Here is a 14349-nt window from a genome sequence, read left to right as displayed (position 1 = left end):
CGCCGCCAGCTTGCTTGAGCCATCAAGCTCATCTGCTTCCGCGTAGCAGGTGCGGGCTTACTGGACCAGAGGCAACGCCTCATCCGGCTGTAGTGCCGTTAGCCGGGTCGTGGCGACTGCCGTTAACGAGTCTCCCTGCGCCACCAGGGATTTGCACAGTGTCAGTTCCTGCTGGTGCTGCCGGGCGCTCAAGTACAAGGCGGCGCCGGTAACCGCCAGCAGCCCGGCAGCAAGGAGGGCTTTCTGCTTGCCCGTGATCTTAAGCCCGGTGGCGTCCCCCAGGAAGGCAAGCCAGCCCGGCATGAGCAGGACTGCCAGCAGGGCAAGACAGACCCCTTATGACAATTGCATTGTAGCGGAAATCTGCTTGCTTTACTTTTCTCAACCACTTATTTACCTCATGCTTAACCAAATTCCACAGCTCGACGACTTTGCTGTTCAGCACCCACGCTACGCCTACCGCGTAGATTCAGCCCAATTCTTCGGGACCAAAGCGGAGGTCATGCGTCAGTTTTACCTGAAGCACCGCGATTATTACCCCTGTGGATACGCCACATCGGAAGGGGGGGGTAGTAGTATCGAAGTCTACGCTGCCACGGGCGAGCGGTCCCGAATCACCCTTTTTATTGAGCCGTCATCCCATGCGGAAATGGAGGGGCTCAGGGAGGTCTACGAAGAAACCTTGGAGCTTCGCCCCGATCTAGAGGCAAGGCGGCAATGGAATGAAGAGACCCGCGAGAATACTTATCCTATTTTGCGCCGGCGTAGTCTGCAGCATAAGAAGGTGCTACTCGACACGTTTCTGACAGAGTTCCGTGAGCGGCGCATCAGCACCGAGGAGACGGAAGAGGCACTTCGGGTTGTGGCAACCACCGGGGTAGGAGAGTTCGAGTCGCGCCAGACTCTCATCCTTAATTACCATCCCGATGATCCGAGCGAGCCGGAAGCACTTCGGGAAGCTGTCGCTACGTTCGAGCAGCGGCATGCCACCAACACAAACATAGATTATTAGTTGACCACCAGGGGCTGGGAAACACCGTTTCCAGCATTAAGAACACGAGCCCCAGCAGTACCAGGGCGAGCAGGCAGAGTACCGCCTTCCTGAGTGTCAGGGCACCGCGTGTGTTGAGCCTATAAGGTATCACCATTCAATCTGTTTGAGGGATGCTACGCACTGCGAAAGCCGCCGACTCGTTCGCAAATGCCCTGTTGAAGCGCTAAATTGCTGTATGAATACCGTTCAAATAACCTCCTTCCAACACCTGTTGACCATTTTCGGCGACTGCGGATGTGGACACCACGTGTTCCGTGGAGTCGCTGACCCGGACTACCTGCTGGTACCCAGTGCCGGTCGCCGACCTGTCGAGCATCGCGAGCAGGAAAAGGAAACCCTACACGCTTTCAAGCTTCGTACCGTCAGCAAGATAGTGCACCAGCCAGCCTCAGACTGGGAGTGGTTGGCAGTAGCGCAGCACCATGGACTGCCCACCCGACTTTTGGATTGGACCACCAGCCCACTGGTCGCTGCCTACTTTGCAACTCAGCCCCAGTTAAATGGCAGCGGACAGCTACAGCCCTGCTGCACACGGGGTGGAGCTATCTACGTAGCGCATTTCTGCGAATACTTAGACCCAGCTGAAGAGCCTGATCCTTTCGTCTACGGCGAGCACGGCTTCTTCTTTCCACCTCACCTGGCACCTCGAATAACCGGACAAGGTGGCTTATTCTCCATCCAACCAGATCCTTCCCAACCCTTTGAGGTAGGATTTGAGGATGAAGACGGAAGCCAGCTCTACATAAGCAAGCTAGTTTTTTCGCAGGATACTGCCACGCAGATTCAGCAGCAGCTTTTTCGACTGGGTATTCGTCAGGACATGCTATTTCCGGACCTGGATGGGATAGCAACAAGCATTCGCATTCAAGCGGAATTGGCAAGCTTTCACGAGCGGAGGCAGTGTAGTATGCTCGTCTGAGGGACTCCAGGGAAGAGAGACGGCTTATTTTTTCGCCTTGGGCTACAAGCCGGCAGACCTCCATCTGCCGGCTTTTTCGTTTCCACTGCTTCGCGCGTGCGCTGGCAAAGAACACGATCCAGGTTCTGGAGACATAGGAGGTAGAAAGAACCCCCGCCTGCTTGTCCACCATTACCGTTGCCGGCTACTACCACCTGCTCCTGCGCAAGGAGCGCCACTTCAAGAACACCATCCGCCAAAGCATGCACCGCCGCGGCGGATACATTAGCTACGGACGAGGTCTGTGACGACATCACCCTGCGCCTGGCGGAGAGAATCCACCGGATGGAGTTTGCCTACCAAGGGGAACGCAAACTGCTTAACTACGTCCTACTTGTCTGTCAGCGCGAGTATTCCAATCAAATGAAGCTGCACTAGCCCCGACAGCAGGCAGCCCACCACGCTCACCAGCAGCAGGTGGAAGCTACGGAGGATGCCCTGGACGCCACCGAGTCAGTCCGGCGCGCTGCTGGACCAATTGGAGCAGTGGCTGCGCCGGGACAATGATCAGCACTTCAGCTTCCGCAACTTGACCTTCATGCGCTTCAGTGTGGTGCACGACTGGAGCCAGCAGCGCATCGCCAAGGAACTGGGCAGAAGCCACCAGAGAGTGGGCAAGGTGCTGGCAAAGATCCAGCGGGTGCTGCAGCCCTATCTGAGCAGATAACAAAACGGTTCGTTAGCCCCTGACCAAACAAAGATCGGTTACCTAGAAAGCGTGGGGCAGCGGTCGGGGTAGAAGTGCAGAGTGCTATAGTGACGGTAGGGCTAGGTACCCCACCATCTCATCCCACCGCTTGGCTTTCGCAATTTTGGCGGGTCTGCGTGGAAAAAGTTAACGACCGGCGATAAACTCGTCCACGCTCAGCTCCTGAACGCGCCACACGGGCTTTTCCAGCGTGCCTAAATTGCGCCCGCGCAGGGTGCCATCTTTCAGGTACTTCGTTACCGTCTTTTCGGCGAGCTGAAGCCGTTCTGCAGCTTCGGCTACCTTTAGCAGCCGGTTCTTGGCGGGTACTGCGGCGGCTTGTTTAGCCTCGGCAGTGAGTTGGTGGCGCACGGCTGCCACAATCTGGTTGGTCAAGTCCGCCAGCTCGGCGGGGTTCAACGTGAGCATCATCGGGGTGAATGGTTAAATGAGCCCGTTGTAGATTTTCCGAGCCATAGGGTTGGCTGTTCCGGTCTAGGTCACTCAATTTTTTTCTCGCGCCTTCCCCCTTCGATGTCAACCGCCCTGGCGTCGCTTCCAGCGCCCCCGGAGCGCCTTGCATACTTGCTGCATACTCAGAAACGAAAAATCCCCCTTAGCGCAATGCTAAGAGGGATTACAGTGGTCGCGCCAGGAATCGAACCTGGATCAAGAGCTTCGGAAACTCTTATACTATCCGTTGTACGACGCGACCCGATCGAAACAGATATGCGGCAAAAGTAGAGAGAAAAATATGGCCTGCCAAACGCGCATTGCATTTGATGAAAGCAGATAAGTAAGCGAGAAGGCAGATTGCATAACTAAAAAGGCAGTAAGGGAGTTAATCTAACTCAACTCCGACAACCCACAATCCAATCACCTAACTATATGAAAAAGACCCTGTATACGGCTGATGCTACGGCCGTTGGTGGCCGCAGCGGCCACGTGCGTTCCTCTACCGGTATCATCGATATGGAGATGTCGGTGCCCGCTGGTTTGGGCGGCAAAAAAGGCGCTACCAACCCCGAAGAGCTGTTTGCGGCTGGGTACGCGTCGTGTTTTCAGCAAGCATTGTTGGTAATTGCACAACGCGCCGGCGAGCGGCTCGACCCGCAAACGACCGTACAATGCTCTGTGACGTTGTTTCAGGACGGCGAAGCATATGGCCTCAGCGCCGTGCTCGACGTAGATCTGAAATCCGTTGCTCCTGAGAAAGCGGTGGAAATGGTCAACCAAGCCCACCAGATCTGCCCGTATTCGGTCGGTACGCGCGGCAACATGGAAGTAGAGCTGAAAGTAGCCGGCGCTCAGGTGCCCATGTCGCCGGAAGACAATGCAGGCGTTGCTCAAAACGGCCAGCAAGCGGCAGCCAGCAACGTTGGGAATGCCTAAACTTAGAATGGAGCAAGTTTGCTTCTGACAGGCTATTCTATACAAAAAGCCCCGTTCGGTGTACCGAACGGGGCTTTTTGTATTTATTTGACAACCAAGCAGTTACGCGCCTTGGCTTGCCAGTACTTCTTTTACCTTCTGGGCAGCATCCTTCAGTAATACGGCCGAGAACACTTTCAAGCCCGATTCGTCGATGATGCGAGCGCCTTCCTCGGCGTTGGTGCCCTGCAAGCGCACGATGATCGGCACCTTGATGTCGCCGATGTTTTTGTAGGCTTCTACCACGCCGTTGGCCACGCGGTCGCAGCGCACAATGCCGCCGAAAATGTTGATCAGGATGGCCTTTACGTTCGGGTCCTTCAGGATGATGCGGAAACCGGCTTCTACGGTTTGTGCGTTGGCCCCACCGCCTACGTCGAGGAAGTTGGCCGGCTCACCACCCGACAGTTTGATGATGTCCATGGTAGCCATGGCCAAACCAGCGCCGTTTACCATGCAGCCTACGTTGCCGTCGAGCTTCACGTAGTTTAGGTTCGACTCCGAAGCTTCAACTTCCAGCGGGTCTTCTTCTTTGATATCGCGCAGGGCGGCGAAATCCTTGTGCCGATAAAGGGCGTTATCGTCGAGGTTTACTTTGGCGTCAACGGCCAGAATCTTGTTGTCCGAAGTCTTCAACACGGGGTTGATTTCGAACATGGCGGAGTCGGTTTCGTCGTAGGCTTTGTAGAGTGCCGTCACAAACTTCACCATTTCCTTGAACGCATCGCCCGACAGGCCCAGGTTGAACGCGATTTTGCGGGCCTGAAAACCTTGCAACCCAACGCGCGGATCAACGTGCTCGTGGTGAATTTTCTCGGGGTGTTGCTCGGCAACTTCCTCGATGTCCATACCACCTTCCGTCGTATAAATGATCACGTTCTGGCCCGTAGCACGGTCCAGCAACACGCTCATGTAATATTCTTTCGGCTCCGAAGCGCCGGGGTAGTACACGTCCTGCGCCACAAGCACCTTGTGCACTTTGCGGCCTTCAGCGCCAGTCTGTTTGGTAACTAATTGCATGCCAATGATTTGGCTTGCAATGTCTTTTACTTGCTCTAGGTTTTTTGCCAGTTTCACGCCGCCCCCCTTGCCGCGGCCACCCGCATGAATTTGGGCTTTGATCACGTGCCAGCTCGTGCCGGTTTGCTCGGTAAGCTTCTTGGCAGCTTCTACTGCCTCCTCGGGCGTGTCGGCCGTGATGCCTTCCTGCACGCGGACGCCGTAGCTTTTCAGAATTTCTTTACCCTGATACTCGTGAATGTTCATAGAGGTCAGTTGAGTTGGATTTCGGGGTGGTTGAGGGCACGAAAGTAGGCAATAATAGTGGGGGAAGAAACAAAAGCCCTACGAGGTAGGCCGCGCTCCGAGCGCATTCAGCCTTGAAGTTCGTCAGGCGCGGCTTTTACCGCCCGTACCAGCGGGCCATGACTTGTTCGGCGGGCTTGTGTTGGGGTGTAAAATCGAGGTGCCGGCGAGCGGGGCCGTCGGCAGCGAGGCCGGGGTACCATTTCCACACAAACAGGCCTTTGAACCATGGTTTCGACCAAAACGTCTCGAACAGCGCTTCGTAGCACGCTGCCTGCGTTTGCTCGTCGGGCGAAGCAAACACGGCCATGTTATCGGGCCATTTCCACGGCTCGACGGCGGCATCAGCAGTGGTTTTGTAACCGGCCTCCGTGAAAATAATGGGTTTGTTGAAACGCTTCTGAAGGCGTTCGATGGCGGCCAGGTGCGGTTTCCAGCCGGCCAGCAGCGTAGCTTTAGCGGGGCTATTGGCTTGGCTCAAAGGAAAATAAGCCTGAATGCCAATGAAATCCAGCGCGTCCCAGAAACGGATCTTTTCGTATTCGCCGCTCCAATTGGCAGCATACGTCAGCGGGCCGCGATAGACTTTTCGCACCTGCTGGATGAGCGTTCGCCATTCGGCTTCGTGCTCCGTGGAAGCGTGTAGCAATTCGGTGCCAAGGCACAGAGCATCAAAGTGCTCTCGCTCAGCCAGTTGCGCATAATGCAAAACAAACCTTGTGTAATTCGCAAACCACGCCTGCCAATCGGCTGCCGATTGCATTTGTACGTCGCCGGGCCAGCTTCCTCCGCTGCCTTGCACCCACAAATGCGGCTTGAGCATCGTGCGAATGCCGTGCTGGCGGGCCAGCTGTGCGGTATAGGCCAAGCCGCGGTCACTTTCGCCCCAATAGCCGCGATTGCCTACGCCAGTGTTCATGCCGATTTCGGGTGAGGTAGCGCCGCGCTGCCAGCCGAAGGGCGTCTGGACCATCCAGGTGACGTGATTGCGAATGAGGGGCTCCAAATCGGCATCCGTAACCGAATCGCCGCCGACCCAACTCACGCCGCGAAGCCGTCCGTCGGCGTAAATGCTGGGGTTAGGAGCCGTAGGGGCAGGGGCCGCCGACAAATCGGCGGTTGGGGTGTGCGGTTTCCACCACCAGCGGGCCGCACCGACCAGCAGTACTGCCGGCACCAGCCACCAGAAGCGGCGCACGACCAAGGAAACTCGCATAGGCGGCAGGAGGAAAGGCATGAACCTAGCGTCAAGATAAGGCTGGGCACCGACTAATGCCCCTAGCAAGGATCCAATAATTGTCTGTCGCGAATCAGGGGCATACTACAGACAACTCCTTACAATGCGTAGATTTGTTTCTTGAAGTAGGCTCACCATTTTACGCTATCCCCTTTGCTGCAAGCCATTAACATTCATAAGAGCTATAACACGCTGGAAGTGCTCAAGGGCATCGACCTGACCATCGAGAAGTCGGAAATCGTGTCCATCGTGGGGTCGTCGGGGGCTGGCAAAAGCACGTTGCTGCACATTCTGGGCACGCTGGACGACCCGGATATAGGCGAAGTGCTGTTCGATGGCGAATCGGTCAGCTCGCTCAAGCGCTCGGATCTGGCGCGGTTTCGCAACCGGCACATTGGCTTTATCTTTCAGTTTCACAATCTGTTGCCTGAGTTTACGGCCCTCGAAAATGTGTGCCTGCCAGCCTATCTGGCGGGGCGCTCGGAGAAAGAAACCCGCGTGCGAGCCCGCGAATTGCTTGGCATGTTGAACTTGGAGCGCCGCGCCGACCACAAGCCGTCCGAAATGTCGGGCGGAGAGCAGCAGCGTACAGCCGTGGCGCGGGCGCTCATCAATTCGCCCGAAATCATCTTTGCCGACGAACCTAGCGGTAACCTCGATTCGCAGAACGCGCAGGAATTACACCAGATCTTCTTTCTGTTGCGCAAAGAACTGGGCCAAACCTTCGTGATCGTGACCCACAACGAGCAGCTTGCCGAGATGGCCGATCGCAAGATCATCATGAAGGACGGATACATCTCGGAGTAACTTCTTGATTTAAAAATCGTTATAAGCCTGTTGGGTCTCGGCCTGACAGGCTTATTTTTTGGCTCCTGCATGTGATGCGCCCGTTCCCGATCCGGGCCATAGATTGAACCTGCCGCGCTGTTCCGGAACAGTGCGGCAGGTTTGTTTACGCACGCTCCTGAATGAATGGGTCAGCCGGCTGTAAAGCTGAAAACAGCCGTGCAACGCCAAATTTTTTGGCCCGATTTTCTCTACTAATCCTGTTAGAATAGAGATTTTTGAATCTTATTTGTAAGTACTTGATTATCAGTGTGAAAATTTACTAAAAAATAGGTACATTTTCGCACTAAAAGACCGGCCACTTGGTTAGGTAATAGAACAACAAAACGTACTACAGGGAATTAATAACAAGACCATGAACGAGGTAACCAAAAACACCAAGGATCAGGTTCGGAAGAACAAAGTGGAGAGCTACGACATTGCTCGCTCCGATGAGACGCTGGATCTGGCTAAGGACCTGGCGAAGTTCATTAAGGAGAATAAACTTTCGACCTCGGTTCAAGGCAAAGACTATGTGAACGTGGAAGGCTGGCAGTACGCCGGCTCGCGCTTGGGCATTGTGCCCATCGTGGACCACGTTATCAACGTCTCGACCGAAACAGAAATAAAGTACCAAGCCAAGGTCACGCTATTTGACCTGCGCTCGGGCCATACCGTAGGTGCTGGCTTTGCTATTTGCTCGAATAAAGAGTCGGGCAAGAAGTTCTACCAGGAGTTTGCCATCATGAGCATGGCGCAAACGCGCGCTATCGGCAAAGCATACCGCAACATTCTGGCTTGGATTATCCGGGCCGCTGGTTACGAGCCTACTCCGGCTGAAGAGATGGAGTACGGCGGCAACTCGACCGATGCGAAGGTGAGTGCCAATGCTGTGACGCCGGCTGCTGCCCCAGCTGCGCAGCCTGCTGCCATGAAAGCCGTGCCCGCTGAGCCTGTTGCGCCTGCTGCCGAGGCTCCTGCTACCACTGCCGTTGCGTACGCCACGGCACCGCAGAAGGAAGAGATCATCCGTTTGCTCAACCATCCGGTGATCACGCGTCAGGAGAAGACCAAGATGTTGCTGAACATCAACCGTCTGGACGAGGAGCGTGCCACGCAAGCTATTGCGAAGCTGAAGAAAGCAATCGACGACCGTGAGAACGGCGAGTCGGCTGCTGCTTAAGCAACCTTCTTATTTCAGCATACAAAAGCCCGGTTCCGGTAGGAGCCGGGCTTTTTGTTTGTAAAGGGTCCGCGTTACGGCTTCAGTTTCCCACGCAGCGGCAGTACCTTCGTAGTCCGGCCAACCCCTGCACTGCTTTGCCTTTACCCACCGACGATATCTTGCTCCTGCTGCGCCAGCATTGGGGACACTCGGCTTTCCGGCCGATGCAGGAGGATATTATTCGGTCGGTGCTGGCCGGGCAGGATACGCTGGCGTTGCTGCCCACAGGCGGCGGCAAATCCATCTGCTTTCAGGTGCCGGCTATGGCGCGCGATGGCATTTGTGTGGTCGTGTCGCCGCTGATTGCCCTGATGAAAGACCAAGTTGAGCGGCTGCGCTCACGCGGCATTCGGGCCGAGGCGGTGTACGCCGGCATGAGCCACCAGGAAATTGACCAGACGCTCGACAACTGCGTTTACGGCCCGGTGAAGTTCCTGTACGTATCGCCGGAACGCCTGCTGACGGAGATGTTTCGGGTGCGCGTCGCCAAAATGAAAGTCAATCTGCTGGCCATCGACGAGGCGCATTGCCTTTCGCAGTGGGGCTACGATTTCCGCCCGCCTTACCTCCAGATCGCCGAGCTGCGGGAGTTGGTGCCCAACGTGCCCGTCATTGCGCTCACGGCTACGGCCACGAAGCAGGTCCGGCAGGATATTGTTGAAAAGCTGCATTTCCGTGCCAATTACAAGGTTTTTCAGCAAAGCTTTGCCCGCCCAAACCTGTCGTATTCGGCGCTGCAAACCGAAGACAAGCTGCGCCGCCTGCTGGAAGTTATCCGCGGCGTGGGAGCCGACAAAACCAGCATCGTGTATGCCCGTACGCGCCGCCAAACCGAGGAAACGGCCTCTTTTTTACAAAAGCATCAGTTAGCCGCTGCTGCTTACCACGCCGGTTTGCCCGCCGAATTGCGCCACCGTACCCAGCAGGACTGGATGCAGAACCGAACGCGTATCATTGTGGCCACCAATGCGTTCGGAATGGGCATCGACAAGCCCGACGTGCGGCTGGTGGCCCACCTAGAAGCTCCGGATTCGTTGGAAGCCTACTACCAGGAAGCCGGCCGTGCCGGTCGCGACGAGAAATACGCCTTTGCTGTGCTGCTCGTCGGGCCACACGATGCGGGCGACTTGCGCCGCCGCACCGAACAGGCGCATCCGCCCCTGGACACGGTACGGCGCGTGTACCAAGCGCTGGCTAACTTTTCGCGGACGGCCGTGGGTGGCGGCGAGCTGGTGGCGTTTGACTTTGACATTCAGCCCTTTGCCGAAACGTACCGCGTCAAGCCTTTGGATGTGCACAATTCGCTGCGCACGCTGGAACGGGCCGGTTTCGTGCAGGTAAACGAAGCCGTGACCACCCCGGCACGCGTGCACATTCCCATCGACCACAACGATCTGTATCGGTTTCAAGTGGCTAATGCCCAGCACGATAAGCTGATCAAATCGTTGCTGCGCATGAACGGCGGTGAGATCTTCGCGGGCTTCCAAACGATCTCCGAAAACAGCCTTGCCACGCACCTGCGGCTGAGCGTGGTGGATGTGCGCAAGATGCTGCTGTTTTTGCACCGCTCTGGCATTATTCACTACCAGCCGCGCCACGATTCGCCCCAGGCGCTGTTCACCACGCCGCGCTTCGACGCCGACAAACTGCCTCTCGACCAGCCGCGCCTGAAGGCAGCACGCGAATTAGCCTTGCAGAAAACCGAGGCAGTGATCAGCTACGCGGCCGGTGGGCGCTGCCGGCAGCAATTGTTGCTGGAGTATTTCGGCGAGGAAAACGCGCCTGCCTGTGCCATTTGCGATTATTGCTTAGCACGCAAAAAACAGCACGCCGCCCCGCCCGCTTTGCCGCTTCGCGAGCAGTTGGTGGCGCTGGTAAAAGCGCAGCCGCAAACGCCCCGCGAAGTCCTGACGCATTTCGTGCCCAGCCAAGCCGCCGCCGTCACGGAATTGATCCGTGAGTTGGTGGACTTAGGCGAGCTTCGCTATACAGACGAAGGCTTATTATATAAGTAATTAATAGTCAATTGCTTATATAATGGACCTTTCTGGTTCTATAACCGTAATCATGTGTCGAAAACAAACAGCCCCGGCCACCCACTAAAGGGTAACCGGGGCTGCGCTCATCCATTCGGCAGGGGGCTAATCCTGCAAAAAGGCACTGTAGAAAGTACTAAGCAATTTCCTGGCCGATCTTGCGGCCGAGGTTACTGATACTACGGCAATCCGCCGGAAAGGATCGGCTGATTTGCCCTGCCCGCTTATTTTTTCAGGAGCTTGAGCAGCGCTTCGGCGGCTGGCTCCGACGAGGCCGGGTTTTGGCCCGTGATGAGGTTGCCTGCGCTTACCACGTAAGGCTGCCAATCACCAACTTTCGAGTAGTTGCCACCGGCATTTTTAAGCTCGTCTTCCACCAGAAAAGGCACAATGTCAGTTAGTTGTACCGCCGCTTCTTCGGTGTTGGTGAAGCCCGTAACCGACTTCCCTTTAACCAGCAGTGAGCCGTCTGGGGCTTTTACGTGGCGCAGCACGCCGGGCGCATGACACACCGCCACCACCGGTTTTCCTGCCGCAAACAGCGTTTCAATCAGCTTTATCGACGTGGTATCTTCTGCCAAATCCCAGAGCGGGCCGTGGCCGCCGGGGTAAAAAACGGCATCAAAATCGGCTGCCGAAATGCTGTCGAGCTTGACGGTGTTGGCTAGGGCTTTTTGCGCGTCGGCGTCTTGCTTAAAGCGCTTGGTTGCTTCGGTTTGCGAGTCGGGTTCGTCGCTTTTGGGGTCCAGCGGAGGTTGCCCGCCTTTAGGGGAGGCCAACGTCAGGGTAGCCCCGGCATCTTTGAAAACGTAATACGGAGCCGCAAATTCTTCCAGCCAGAAGCCGGTTTTCTTGCCCGTATCGCCCAACTGATCGTGGGAGGTCAATACCATTAATATGTTCATGATTCTGAGGTGTTTAGGTCGGAGTAAGCAAGCTTACTCGGAATGTGAAAAATGGTTTTACGCCAGCAAACGGTAAAACGTCACCTTGCGCTCAGCTAGCAACGGCACAATCTGGCCGACTACAACCTGCTGGTAATGAGTCGATTCCTGATGCGCTTGCAAGGCGGCGTCATCGGCGTATTGCTCATAGACGAAGAAGCGGCTCGGCTCATCGGGCGACTGATGCGCCAAATAAACCAAGTTGCCGGGCTCGTGCTCGCGTACGGCCACAGCGGCTTGCAGCAGCAAGCGGCGGACGGTTTCTTCCTGACCCGGCTGCACTACCCACTCGGCTGCAACGCAGATAACATTTTCGGGAGTGATCATCAGCGAGTTACAGGCTCATGGTGAGAATCTCCTGTACGTCGCGGGGCTGAATATCGCCACGTTCGCCCAGGTTTTTGGGGCCGCGCTGCTCGAAGCGCTCCACAATGTGTTGGATGGTATCAGGACCTACTGCATAGTCCGAAAGCCTGGTTTTGATATCCACCGACTCGAAGAAGCGAACCGTGGCCTGCACCGTGGCCTCGACGCGCTCGGCGGGCGTGCCGCTGGTAATGCTCCAGACGCGCTCGCCGTACTGAAGCAGCTTGGCTTGCTTGCTTTCTTGTTTATAGCGCAGCAGCGATGGCAGCACCACGGCCAGCGTGCGGGCGTGGTCGATGCCGTGCAGCGCCGTCAGCTCGTGCCCGATCATGTGCGTAGCCCAGTCCGTCACGACGCCGGCCGACAGCGTGCCGTTCAGCGCGTTGGTCGCCGCCCACATGAAGTTAGCCATCGCATCATAATCCTGCGGGTTTTGCAGCACCTTGGGGCCTTCTTCGATCAGCGTGAGCAGCACCGCTTCGGCCTGCCGATCTTGCAGCGGCGAGTTGACGGGGTAGGTGAGGTACTGCTCCAGCACGTGCGTATAGGCGTCCACGATGCCGTTGCTGATCTGGCGTGGCGGCAGTGAAAACAGCGTTTCGGGGTCCAGAACCGAGAATTTGGGGAACGTGTGCGGGCTACCGAACGAGAGTTTTTCCTTGGTCGATTCGCGGGTAATCACGGCGCCGGAGTTCATTTCCGAGCCCGTGGCGGCCAGCGTCAGCACGGCCCCGAAAGGCACCGCGCTTTGGGCTTTCACCGTGGCTTTCTGGCTCAGCAATTCCCACGGGTCGGCGCCTTCGTAGCGAATAGCCGCCGCGATAAACTTAGTGCCGTCGAGCACCGAGCCACCGCCAACCGACAGGATGAAATCGACGCTTTCGGCCTTGGCCAGCGCCACCGCTTTCATCAGGGTTTCGTAGTGTGGGTTGGGCTCGATGCCGCCAAACTCTACCACTTCAAACTCGCCTAAAGCGGCTTTTACTTGGTCGTAAACGCCGTTTTTGAAAATGCTACCGCCGCCGTACGTGACCAGTACTTTGGCGCCCACCGGAATTTCCTTCGCAACGGTCGGAATCTGGCCTTTGCCGAAAATGATTTTGACAGGATTATAAAACGTGAAGTTTTTCATGGGTAATCTGGAAAATGCAAGCGCGCTGGAGCGCGCTATCAGGAACGGGAATAGTCGGCTACTTTCACCAGCTGCTTGCCGGTGTTTTCGCCCTTAAACAAGCCCAGGAAAGCCTGCGGAATCTGGTCGAAGCCTTCGGTAATCGTCTCTTCAAACTGAAGTTTGCCTTCTTGCAGCCACTGGCTCAGGGCCTGCACGCCTTCCGGGAAGCGCTCAGCGTAATCGCTTACTATAAAGCCCTTTAGCAAGGTGCTGGTTTTCAATAGTTTGGGTTCGGGCCGTGGGCCCTGTGGCTCTTGCGTAGCGTTGTAGTGCGAAATCTGGCCGCAGAGGGCAATGCGCGCGTGCTTGTTGAGCAGGTCATACACCGCGTCGGAAATGGCGCCGCCTACGTTGTCGAAATAGCAATCGACGCCATCAGGGCAGGCTTCGGCCAAGGCTTGCGCAATGTCAGGAGTGGTTTTGTAGTTGATAACTGCATCAAAGCCAAGCTGTTGCAGATACGCTACTTTGTCGTCGGAGCCGGCCGTACCGACCACCCGGGCACCTTTTATTTTGGCCAACTGGCCTACCACCGTGCCTACGGCGCCGGCCGCGCCCGAAACCACAACCGTCTCGCCGGCTTTCGGCCGGCAGATGTCCAACAGTCCGAAGTAGGCCGTTAGGCCCGGCATGCCCAGCAGGCCCAAGAAATAGCTGATGGGCGCCCCGTCCGTAGGGAGCGGGTTGAGCCCTTTGTCGTTGGAAACCGTGTATTCGCTCCACGGCAGGTTGCCCAACACTACGGTGCCTTTCGGTAAGCTATCGTTCTGACTATCTACAACTTCCGCTATCACGCCACCCGAAATGGGCTCGCCTACTTCGAAAGGCGGAATGTATGATTTGCCCTCGTTCATGCGGCCGCGCATGTATGGATCGACCGAGACATAAAGCGTTTTGAGCAGGACTTCGCCCGACTGAAGCGGCGGTATTTCGGCGGTTTCGAAGCGGAATTGGGCGGCCGAAGGTTCGCCTTGCGGCCGGTTGGCCAACAGAATGCTGCGGGAATTCATAGCGGGGTGGGAAAAGTGAAGAGGATAAAATGCATCTGTCATCCCAGCGGAGGAAAAGCTCCTCGTCGGGATGACAGAAAGGGTACTGAATGCAGC

16 protein-coding genes and 1 tRNA gene are annotated in these 14349 nt (G+C 56.5%); 8 read left to right on the top strand and 9 right to left on the bottom strand.

Translation table 11 applies throughout. The annotated features are described in order from the left end of the window. Positions 1-57: 57 nt before the first annotated feature. Positions 58-303, bottom strand: coding sequence for a hypothetical protein (locus FHG12_RS02350; RefSeq protein WP_139514087.1), 246 nt, complete (start codon positions 301-303; stop codon positions 58-60). Between FHG12_RS02350 and FHG12_RS02345 the strand changes: the two genes are divergently transcribed. From FHG12_RS02345 to FHG12_RS02335, 4 genes are all read left to right on the top strand, one after another. Then, positions 302-1012, top strand: coding sequence for a hypothetical protein (locus tag FHG12_RS02345; protein ID WP_139514086.1), 711 nt, complete (start codon positions 302-304; stop codon positions 1010-1012). The genes FHG12_RS02350 and FHG12_RS02345 overlap by 2 nt on opposite strands. Before the next feature lie 289 nt (positions 1013-1301). Next, entirely contained in the window at positions 1302-1973 is a 672-nt protein-coding gene (locus FHG12_RS02340; RefSeq protein ID WP_165699281.1) for an FRG domain-containing protein, read from the top strand. A gap of 161 nt (positions 1974-2134) precedes the next feature. Further along, the gene (locus tag FHG12_RS21250) at positions 2135-2260 is read left to right on the top strand and encodes a hypothetical protein (protein ID WP_262711439.1); all 126 of its coding nucleotides are present in this window, start codon (positions 2135-2137) and stop codon (positions 2258-2260) included. A 185-nt stretch (positions 2261-2445) separates the two neighbouring features. Further along, positions 2446-2679 carry a hypothetical protein gene (locus tag FHG12_RS02335; protein ID WP_139514084.1) on the top strand — a complete coding sequence of 78 codons (234 nt, stop codon included), beginning with the start codon at positions 2446-2448 and terminating at the stop codon, positions 2677-2679. Positions 2680-2847: 168 nt separating this feature from the next. On the opposite strand, the gene FHG12_RS02330 is transcribed toward FHG12_RS02335, so the two are convergent. Together FHG12_RS02330 and FHG12_RS02325 are read right to left on the bottom strand one after the other, a co-directional pair. Next, positions 2848-3132, bottom strand: a complete 285-nt coding sequence (locus FHG12_RS02330; protein WP_139514083.1) for a helix-turn-helix domain-containing protein — start codon at positions 3130-3132, stop codon at positions 2848-2850. A gap of 211 nt (positions 3133-3343) precedes the next feature. Beyond that, a tRNA-Arg gene (locus tag FHG12_RS02325) sits at positions 3344-3415 on the bottom strand. Positions 3416-3588: 173 nt separating this feature from the next. Between FHG12_RS02325 and FHG12_RS02320 the strand changes: the two genes are divergently transcribed. Continuing rightward, complete coding sequence (locus tag FHG12_RS02320) at positions 3589-4092, top strand: Ohr family peroxiredoxin (protein ID WP_139514082.1); 504 nt, start codon at positions 3589-3591, stop codon at positions 4090-4092. 102 nt (positions 4093-4194) lie between these two features. Here FHG12_RS02320 and sucC read toward each other — a convergent pair whose 3' ends face one another. Further along, complete coding sequence (gene sucC, locus FHG12_RS02315; RefSeq protein WP_139514081.1) at positions 4195-5397, bottom strand: ADP-forming succinate--CoA ligase subunit beta; 1203 nt, start codon at positions 5395-5397, stop codon at positions 4195-4197. Positions 5398-5533: 136 nt separating this feature from the next. Beyond that, entirely contained in the window at positions 5534-6652 is a 1119-nt protein-coding gene (locus tag FHG12_RS02310; RefSeq protein WP_139514080.1) for a glycoside hydrolase family 113, read from the bottom strand. Between the two features lie 174 nt (positions 6653-6826). Here FHG12_RS02310 and FHG12_RS02305 point away from each other — a divergent pair, with 174 nt between their 5' ends. The 3 genes from FHG12_RS02305 to FHG12_RS02295 all read left to right on the top strand — a co-directional run bounded on the left by FHG12_RS02305 (position 6827) and on the right by FHG12_RS02295 (position 10738). Continuing rightward, positions 6827-7480 (top strand): ABC transporter ATP-binding protein, encoded by a 654-nt coding sequence (locus tag FHG12_RS02305; RefSeq protein WP_139514079.1) that lies wholly within the window; start codon positions 6827-6829, stop codon positions 7478-7480. Between the two features lie 394 nt (positions 7481-7874). After that, on the top strand, positions 7875-8681 hold the full coding sequence (locus FHG12_RS02300; RefSeq protein WP_139514078.1) for a hypothetical protein: 807 nt from the start codon (positions 7875-7877) through the stop codon (positions 8679-8681). Positions 8682-8818: 137 nt separating this feature from the next. Beyond that, the gene (locus tag FHG12_RS02295) at positions 8819-10738 is read left to right on the top strand and encodes a RecQ family ATP-dependent DNA helicase (RefSeq protein WP_317129696.1); all 1920 of its coding nucleotides are present in this window, start codon (positions 8819-8821) and stop codon (positions 10736-10738) included. Positions 10739-10983: 245 nt separating this feature from the next. Here the strand turns inward: FHG12_RS02295 and FHG12_RS02290 are convergent, their stop codons facing one another. Genes FHG12_RS02290 through FHG12_RS02275 form a run of 4 tightly spaced genes read right to left on the bottom strand, consistent with a single transcriptional unit; the run spans position 10984 to position 14253 of the window. Next, entirely contained in the window at positions 10984-11664 is a 681-nt protein-coding gene (locus tag FHG12_RS02290) for a type 1 glutamine amidotransferase domain-containing protein (protein ID WP_139514077.1), read from the bottom strand. Between the two features lie 57 nt (positions 11665-11721). Continuing rightward, positions 11722-12030: a putative quinol monooxygenase gene (locus FHG12_RS02285; protein ID WP_139514076.1), complete on the bottom strand. Its 309-nt coding sequence runs from the start codon at positions 12028-12030 to the stop codon at positions 11722-11724. Positions 12031-12037: 7 nt separating this feature from the next. After that, complete coding sequence (locus tag FHG12_RS02280; protein WP_139514075.1) at positions 12038-13201, bottom strand: iron-containing alcohol dehydrogenase; 1164 nt, start codon at positions 13199-13201, stop codon at positions 12038-12040. Positions 13202-13239: 38 nt separating this feature from the next. Further along, complete coding sequence (locus FHG12_RS02275; RefSeq protein WP_139514074.1) at positions 13240-14253, bottom strand: NADP-dependent oxidoreductase; 1014 nt, start codon at positions 14251-14253, stop codon at positions 13240-13242. Positions 14254-14349 lie beyond the last annotated feature (96 nt).

The organism is Hymenobacter jejuensis (assembly GCF_006337165.1).
Lineage (GTDB): Bacteria > Bacteroidota > Bacteroidia > Cytophagales > Hymenobacteraceae > Hymenobacter > Hymenobacter jejuensis.
This window is presented reverse-complemented; position numbering and strand designations above follow the sequence as displayed.

Bases quoted from the DNA above. Each gene is read 5' to 3' on its own strand.
- FHG12_RS02275 (WP_139514074.1), bottom strand. From the start codon at position 14,253: ATGAATTCCCGCAGCATTCTGTTGGCCAACCGGCCGCAAGGCGAACCT.
- FHG12_RS02335 (WP_139514084.1), top strand. From the start codon at position 2,446: ATGCCCTGGACGCCACCGAGTCAGTCCGGCGCGCTGCTGGACCAATTG.
- FHG12_RS02285 (WP_139514076.1), bottom strand. From the start codon at position 12,030: ATGATCACTCCCGAAAATGTTATCTGCGTTGCAGCCGAGTGGGTAGTG.
- FHG12_RS02345 (WP_139514086.1), top strand. From the start codon at position 302: ATGAGCAGGACTGCCAGCAGGGCAAGACAGACCCCTTATGACAATTGC.
- FHG12_RS02330 (WP_139514083.1), bottom strand. From the start codon at position 3,132: ATGATGCTCACGTTGAACCCCGCCGAGCTGGCGGACTTGACCAACCAG.
- FHG12_RS02320 (WP_139514082.1), top strand. From the start codon at position 3,589: ATGAAAAAGACCCTGTATACGGCTGATGCTACGGCCGTTGGTGGCCGC.
- FHG12_RS02350 (WP_139514087.1), bottom strand. From the start codon at position 303: ATGCCGGGCTGGCTTGCCTTCCTGGGGGACGCCACCGGGCTTAAGATC.
- FHG12_RS02280 (WP_139514075.1), bottom strand. From the start codon at position 13,201: ATGAAAAACTTCACGTTTTATAATCCTGTCAAAATCATTTTCGGCAAA.
- FHG12_RS02290 (WP_139514077.1), bottom strand. From the start codon at position 11,664: ATGAACATATTAATGGTATTGACCTCCCACGATCAGTTGGGCGATACG.
- sucC (WP_139514081.1), bottom strand. From the start codon at position 5,397: ATGAACATTCACGAGTATCAGGGTAAAGAAATTCTGAAAAGCTACGGC.
- FHG12_RS02310 (WP_139514080.1), bottom strand. From the start codon at position 6,652: ATGCGAGTTTCCTTGGTCGTGCGCCGCTTCTGGTGGCTGGTGCCGGCA.
- FHG12_RS02300 (WP_139514078.1), top strand. From the start codon at position 7,875: ATGAACGAGGTAACCAAAAACACCAAGGATCAGGTTCGGAAGAACAAA.